Annotated in this window: 6 protein-coding genes; 5 read left to right on the plus strand and 1 reads right to left on the minus strand. The window is 60.5% G+C overall.

The window, feature by feature from the left end; translation table 11 throughout:
* Positions 1-32: 32 nt before the first annotated feature.
* The 4 genes from ACR0JI_RS20595 to ACR0JI_RS20610 all read left to right on the plus strand — a co-directional run bounded on the left by ACR0JI_RS20595 (position 33) and on the right by ACR0JI_RS20610 (position 5,696).
* Complete coding sequence (locus ACR0JI_RS20595; RefSeq protein ID WP_480496401.1) at positions 33-1,658, plus strand: GMC family oxidoreductase; 1,626 nt, start codon at positions 33-35, stop codon at positions 1,656-1,658.
* Positions 1,655-2,863, plus strand: coding sequence for a mandelate racemase/muconate lactonizing enzyme family protein (locus ACR0JI_RS20600; RefSeq protein WP_480478456.1), 1,209 nt, complete (start codon positions 1,655-1,657; stop codon positions 2,861-2,863). Before ACR0JI_RS20595 ends, ACR0JI_RS20600 begins: the two co-directional genes overlap by 4 nt.
* Before the next feature lie 16 nt (positions 2,864-2,879).
* On the plus strand, positions 2,880-4,316 hold the full coding sequence (locus ACR0JI_RS20605; RefSeq protein ID WP_480478454.1) for an aldehyde dehydrogenase family protein: 1,437 nt from the start codon (positions 2,880-2,882) through the stop codon (positions 4,314-4,316).
* Positions 4,317-4,391: 75 nt separating this feature from the next.
* The gene (locus ACR0JI_RS20610; RefSeq protein WP_480478452.1) at positions 4,392-5,696 is read left to right on the plus strand and encodes an MFS transporter; all 1,305 of its coding nucleotides are present in this window, start codon (positions 4,392-4,394) and stop codon (positions 5,694-5,696) included.
* A gap of 353 nt (positions 5,697-6,049) precedes the next feature.
* Here ACR0JI_RS20610 and ACR0JI_RS20615 read toward each other — a convergent pair whose 3' ends face one another.
* Positions 6,050-6,796 (minus strand): MBL fold metallo-hydrolase, encoded by a 747-nt coding sequence (locus ACR0JI_RS20615; protein WP_480478450.1) that lies wholly within the window; start codon positions 6,794-6,796, stop codon positions 6,050-6,052.
* Between the two features lie 483 nt (positions 6,797-7,279).
* Here ACR0JI_RS20615 and ACR0JI_RS20620 point away from each other — a divergent pair.
* A partial coding sequence (locus tag ACR0JI_RS20620) for a type II toxin-antitoxin system CcdA family antitoxin (RefSeq protein WP_480496399.1) occupies positions 7,280-7,545 on the plus strand: 266 nt, incomplete at its 3' end.

The raw sequence follows: 7,545 nt of genomic DNA on the forward strand, positions 1-7,545 counted from the left end.
TTAGCGCTGACGCTTTTTCGGGATTCGTGCCAATGCCTGACTCTGACTTCGATTTCATCATAGTGGGCGCCGGATCGGCGGGCTGCGTTCTTGCGGACCAGCTATCAGCCGGAGGGCGCCACAAGGTTCTGCTGATAGAAGCCGGTGGCAGCGACCGCCGTTTCTGGATCAAGGTGCCGCTGGGTTATGGCAAGACCTTCAACGACCCGCGCGTAAACTGGCGCTACACTGCCGAGGCCGATCCGGGGCTGAACGGGCGCAGTGCCTACTGGCCACGTGGCCGGGTGGTTGGCGGGTCGAGCTCGATCAACGCCATGGCTTATCTGCGCGGCCTGCCGCACGATTTCGACGATTGGGAACAGTCGGGCGCCACGGGCTGGAACAGCGAAAGCGTACGGCGCACCTATGAAGCGCTCGAAACACAGAGCACCCCGGCGGGCACCACCGGCAACGGACCGCTCCGGGTCAGCGATGTCAGTGCGCGGATGCATCCGTTTTCCCGGCACTTCCTGAAAGCCGCAGGAGAGATGGGCTGGCAGGTGGCGCGGAACCTGAACGGTACAGAGACCGAGGGGTTGATGCAGCTGCGCTCAACCGTGCGCGACGGCCGCCGCTGGTCTTCGGCGGATGCGTTCCTGCGGCCCGCGCTGAAACGCGGCAATCTGAAGCTGATCACCGGCGCGCTGGTGGAGCAGGTGGAGCTTGAGGCGGGCCGGGCCACCGGTGTTCGCTACCGCATCGGCGGAAAATCCGTTGTTACGCGGGCCGGGGGCGAGGTGATCATCGCGGCAGGGGCGGTCAACTCGCCACAGCTCCTTCAGCTTTCCGGCATCGGACCGTCGGACCTGCTGAAGCGTCACGGGATCGAGGTGAAACACGATCTGGCACAGGTGGGCCGGGGGCTCCAGGATCATCTGGGGATCTCATATTACTACCGCGCAAACCGGCCGACACTGAACAACCGCCTGGGCAACCGGATCGGACAGATGTTGGCCGGGGTGCAGTATCTTCTGACCCGGAAAGGCCCCCTCAGCGTGCCGGTCAATCAGGTCGGTGGTTTCGTGCGCTCGGACGACAGGGCCGGGGCGGCCGATCTGCAAATCTACTGCAACCCTATGTCCTATGTCACGGATGCCGCCGGAAATGCCGGCGTCGATCCCGAGCCGGGATTTCTGCTTTGCGCCCAACCCTGCCGACCGACCAGCCGGGGCGAGATCGCGATCACCTCTGCCGATCCCGCTGCGGCTCCGGCAATCCGGCCGAATTCGCTGTCAACTGACGAAGATTGCGAAGTGGCAATCAAAGCCGGGCGGGTATTGCAGGGCCTAGCTCAAACCCCGGCGATCCGCGCTGTGACCGAAACGCGCCTGGTGCCCGATGTTGTCGGAATGAGCGACGAGCAGCTGCTGGAGGATTTTCGTGAGCGCGCTGGAACGATTTTTCACCCCAGCTGCACCTGCCGCATGGGCGAAACCGCACGCGATTCGGTTCTGGACGCACGGTTGCGGGTGCATGGCATTGCCGGGCTGAGGGTCGCCGATGCCTCGGCCTTTCCCAACATAACCTCGGGCAACATCAATGCGCCAGTGATGATGCTGGCGGCGCGTGCGGCAGAGCTCATACTGGAAGATTCAATGCTGCTGGGAGGCAGGTCATGAAACTCGACAAACTCGAAACCTTCGTGGTGGGCAACCCCCCGCCGCGCCATGGCGGGCGCTACTTCATCTTTCTGCGCCTGACCACGGAATGCGGTATCACCGGCGTCGGAGAAATCTATAACGCCACATTCGGGCCGGATCTCTGCGCGGCGATGGCGCATGACGTCTTTGACCGGCAATTCGCCGGGCAGGACCCGCATCATATCGAACGGCTGTGGCGCCGTACCTACGGCGCCGGGTTCACCATGCGGCCGGATGTGACCGTGATGGGCGTTCTCAGCGGTCTGGAAATGGCCTGCTGGGACATCATCGGCAAGGCGGCGGACCAGCCAGTCTACCAGCTTCTGGGCGGCAAGGTGCACGAGCGGCTGCGCAGCTATACCTATCTTTATCCGCCCGAGGGCGATGTCTATCCCGACGCGGACACGCCCAATGTCTACAACGATGCCGACCTGGCGGCTGAAGCCGCAATCAAGGCAGTCGCGCAGGGATTCACCGCGGTCAAGTTCGACCCGGCGGGCCCCTACAGCATCTATGACGGCCACCAGCCGCGGCTCAGTGACCTCGAGCTGTCCGAGAACTTCTGCAAACGCATCCGCGAGGCGGTGGGCACCAGGGCCGACCTGCTTTTCGGCACCCATGGCCAGTTTACCGTCTCGGGCGCCAAGCGTATGGCGCGTCGGCTTGAAGCCTATGACCCGCTCTGGTTCGAGGAACCGCTGCCCCCCGAAAACCCCGCCGACATGGCGGAAGTTGCCCGCTACACCTCGATCCCCGTGGCGGCGGGCGAGCGGCTGACGACCAAGCATGAATTCGCCCGCATTCTCGAGGCCGGCGCGGCCTCGATCCTGCAGATGAACCTCGGCCGGGTCGGCGGCATCCTTGAAGCCAAGAAGATTGCGTCGATGGCCGAAACCCGTCAGGCACAGATCGCGCCGCATCTTTACTGCGGGCCGGTCGTGGCGGCGGCGAATATCCAGATCGCCACCTGCAGTCCGAACTTCCTGATCCTGGAATCCATCGGCCGTTTCGACGGGCCCTTCATGAATTTTCTGACCACCCCGATCACCTGGGAAGAAGGTTACGTCATCCCGCCCTCCGCCCCGGGCCTCGGGGTCGAACTGAACGACGCCGCCATCGCGGCCCATCCCTATCGCGATACAGAACTCCACCTCAACCTGGTCACCGAACCGGTTGTCCAGTGAACCGAAGGCGAAAGACATGAAAACCCTGAACAAATTCTACATTGACGGCGCCTGGGTCGATCCGGCCGGAGCGACCTCATTCGCAATTACCAACCCGGCGAACAAATCCCGGATCGGCGAGGTGATGCTGGGTTCGGAGACCGATGTCGACCGCGCCGTTGGCGCGGGAAAGCGCGCGTTCGAAACCTATTCGAAAACCTCCAAGGAAGAGCGACTGGCCTTGCTGGAACGGCTGGCGGCAACTTTCACCGACCGGCTGGAAGAGATGGCACAGGCAATCACCACCGAGATGGGCGCGCCGATCACCATGTCCCGGTCAGCTCAGGCCGGTTGCGGCATCGACCATATCCACGCGTTCATCGCGGCACTGAAAGCCCAGCCCGAACGCGAGATCCTGCCCAATACCGATCTGCTGATCCGCGAACCGATCGGGGTTTGCGGGCTGATCACGCCCTGGAACTGGCCGATCAACCAGATTGCGCAAAAAGTGGTACCGGCGCTGGCGGTCGGGTCGACCTGTGTGCTGAAGCCGTCGGAATACACGCCGCTTTCCGCCGCCCTTTTCGCCGAATTCGTGCACGAGGCGGGGTATCCCGCAGGCGTGTTCAACCTTGTCTTCGGGGACGGCCCCAATGTCGGAGCGGCCCTGTCACGTCACCCCGATATTGCGATGATGTCCTTTACCGGTTCCACCCGGGCCGGCATCCTGGTCGCCAAGGACGCAGCCGATACCGTCAAGCGGGTCACGCTGGAACTGGGCGGCAAGTCCCCCAACCTGGTCTTCGCCGACGCCGATCTGGAGACCTGCGTGACCAACTCTGTCCGGGGCTGCTTCCACAACACCGGCCAGTCCTGTAACGCGCCCACGCGCATGCTTGTGGAACGCAGCTGTTACGACCGCGTGCTCGAGATCGCGGCCCGCGCCGCCGCCGGCCAGAAGGTTGGCAACCCGGCGGTGGAAGGCGATCACATCGGCCCGCTCTTCGACGGGATGCAATATGACCGTGTTCAGGCGATGATCCGGGTTGGAACGGATGAAGGCGCCCGCCTGCTGGCCGGAGGCCCCGGCAAGCCTGAGGGGCTGGAGGAAGGCTGGTACGTCCGGCCCACGATCTTTGCCGATGTGACCAACGAGATGCGCATCGCGCGCGAAGAAATCTTCGGCCCGGTCCTAGTGATCATTCCCTTCGACACGGAAGAAGAGGCTATCGCCATCGCCAATGACAGCGAATTCGGGCTGGCGGCCTATGTGCAGACCGGAGATGCCACCCGCGCCGAACGCGTCGCCGACGCCCTGCGCGCGGGAACCATCACCGTGAACGGGCAGGCGGTGAACTACGGCTCGCCCTTCGGCGGTTACAAGCAGTCGGGTAACGGCCGCGAGGGTGGCGTATTCGGCCTTGAGGACTTCCAGGAACTCAAGGTGCGCCGCCCGATCCTTGCTGAGTCCTGACTGCAGGCTCAGCGGGTCACGTACAAGACCTTTCCTACACTTATGTAACCCCGGGATGGGGAGGAGACAACCAAAATGACTACACTCAGTTCTGTGTCATCGCGCGATGACGCACAGCCTGGACTGTCCAGTTTCCAGCGCTACTTTCAGTTCTTCATACTGCTGCTGGCGGCGGGTTCCATCTATCCGCTGATCTATCTGCGTCAGAACTTCGAAACGACGATCCTGGATACCTTTCAGATCACCGTTTCCGAGCTTGGCACTTACTATTCGATGCTGGGAACCATGTTCGTGATCACCTACCTGCCCAGCGGCTGGCTGGCGGACCGGGTGTCGCCACGGATTCTGCTAACCTTCTCGATGGCACTGACCGGGGCGCTCGGCCTTTGGTATGCCGGTATCCCCGACAAATCCGCGCTCTACTGGATTTTCCTCGGCTGGGGTATCTCTTCGGGCCTGACCTTCTGGGCGGCGCTCCTGAAAGGCGTCAGGCTGGTCGCACGGTCCGATGAACAGGGCCGCTTCTTCGGCGGGCTCGAGGGCATGCGCGGTCTGGTCGAGGCGGTTCTGGCGACCGCGGCCGTCGCGCTGTTCAGCTACTATGTCGACGTAAAGGGTCTGACCGCCAACGCGACCCTGCCTTCGGTGATCATGCTCTATGTCTACAACTGCTTTGCTGTTGGCCTCCTCTGCCTGTTGTTCCTGCGCCAGAAGGGCGAGGCCCCGACCGGAAAGGCGGAACCGAAAGGCAATCTGCTGTCGGATTTCAAACTGCTCGTATCGGAGCCCGAATTGTGGCTGATCGCTATCATCATCCTTAGCGGTTATCAGCTGTTCTGGGCGACCTATTCCTTCTCGGCCTTCCTGCAGGAGAAATATACCCTGACCGCCAGCGCGGCCGCCTTCATCACGGTGGCAAAGCTCTGGATGCGCCCGATTGGCGGGTTGGGTGCGGGTTTTCTCGGTGACAGGTTCGGCCGTGAGAACGTGCTGGCGATCTCTATTTCGCTGAGCATTCTGGGGCTTGTGGCCCTGCTGTTCCTGCCAGCCACCGCAAGCAGCTTCATCCTGCTCTTTGTTGTGCTCCTGGTCGGGGTGATGACATATGCCACACGCGGTCTCTACTGGGCGACGCTGGAACGCAGCAAGATCCCGCCGCGTGTGACCGGCCTTGCTATCGGTCTGATCTCGTTGATCGCCTATACGCCGGACATCTACCTGCCCAAGATCAACGGCTACTTTGCCGAGCGCTACACCGGGCTTGCCGTGTATGAGATGTATTTTGGTTTCATCGCGGCATCGGGCGTTATCGGGCTGATCGCGATTGCCATCCTGAAATCACGGCTTCGCGGCGCGGCTGGTGCCGAGGCCCGTTCGTAGCATGGCGCGGGCAAAGAAGCGCTGCGGGTTCGGGAATCGTTGCCTCAGTATCGGAGCCGACGGTTCCCAATGAAGGGTCCCAGCGAAAAGTGCTTCTTTGCCTGACCGCAAAACCTAATAGCCGCGCAGGTCCACGCTCTTCCTGCATCGCAGACCGGTGGTTGAACAGGCCGGATTTCGCGAGACCGGCGCCCGATCGGGATTGTTACAGTATCTTCGACAAGCGGTTTTGGCGGAGACCGCGCCCGATGCGCTCAAGAGCAAAGCCATGCGATGGCTACATGCTCGGAACTGTTCCATGTTTTACGATCGCAATTTTCGTAGCATTTTGAGGTTTTTCCAGGCATCGCAATTCAGACATCTGCCGTGGCATCAGGCTGTCTGTATCGGCCAATTTCCTTACCTACCAGGGTGCGAAACTGCGCGGCACTGATGTCTGCGTAATGGCCTCCAAATACAGTTTGCACAGGTAATGTTGCGAGACGCCGAAGGCTGGCCTCATACGCCGAAACATCCAACGGGGGGAAATTACGGCATTCCGGGTCCAGAAACAAAGTTTCGCCACCGAACAAGATACCGGTTTCGGCTTCCCATAGTGCTATGCTTCCTTTTGTGCGCCCGGGGACATGAATGACTTCAATCTGTCGATCACCCAATTCTATCACATCCCCGTCTTCAAACGTTTCGGTTGGCGTCGTGGGGCGGACAGAATAGTCCTCAACTCGGAAATTTTCGTAAGGAAGCGCACTAAAGGCATTGGCATCGACAAAGGGGCGCCATGTATCTTTCGGGTTTTGCATCGCATCGGCCTCAAGCCGGTGGCAGGCACGCGCCTCAAAGGCGTACATTCCTCCAATGTGGTCGTAGTAGCTGCTTAACGCGATAGCCAGGACCGGCCTGGAAGATATCGCATTGACGACTGGCGCCGGCGGCACGATCCCCGTTCCGCTGTCAATCACCAAATCGCGATTTACACCGCGCAAAAGCCATATCGAGCCGCTCCAGTAAGGATGAATATGCACCTCTTGAAGTCGAATGACGCCGGCCTTGTGAGGTTCGATGCCATACCAGACACCGGCCACGGGAAGTTTTGCTGTCACGGTCCTGCAATCCAATCAGGATGATATGGGTCATTTCCACTATTATTTGTTCTCTGCGTCAACAAATCCCAGGCGTGAATTCAGACGTTTTTAAGCTCGCCTGTTTTTCCGATACCGTCCAGCGCCCTGTGGGTTAGTTCCAACTTCGTTGAAGAGCGGGATCGGGTCGCGTTCAGCGCCACTTGAGCTACGGCCCATGACGTCAGGCCCGAGCACTTCTCGGCATGGCTGGATTTGTTCGACCATACCCTCGACAGGACACTCCCTCAGGAGATCGCACGCCAATGGTCCGCACTCACGAACTGGATTGGGCGCGGGCTCAGCTATGGAATTACGGACCACTTGCGTGATGCATTATCTGCGCCCCAGCTATAGGCTTCCAACAGCAAACGTATTTACATAACCATGCTTATGCGCATTTTAAATGCGCATGCTTGACGCACATATCTTCTGGGCATACTCTCATTACCTAAGGAGATCATCATGCCCTTTTCACCGATTAGAAAAGCCACCAACCTGACGCTCGACAGCGATCTGCTATCGGATGCCAAGGCCCTCAACGTGAATCTATCCCGCGCAGCGGAAGAAGGCGTGCGCGCAGCGGTTATCGGGGCACGCGAAGACCAATGGCGGGCCGAGAATGCCACGGCGCTCGAAAGGGTATTGCCAAGTTGTCTGGCATTTCGACGACGACTAAATGCAATGAATGAACATTCCATCCAGCATGCCGCGCCTGAAGGGCTTTCGCT

Source organism: Ruegeria sp. N10 (assembly GCF_056531545.1).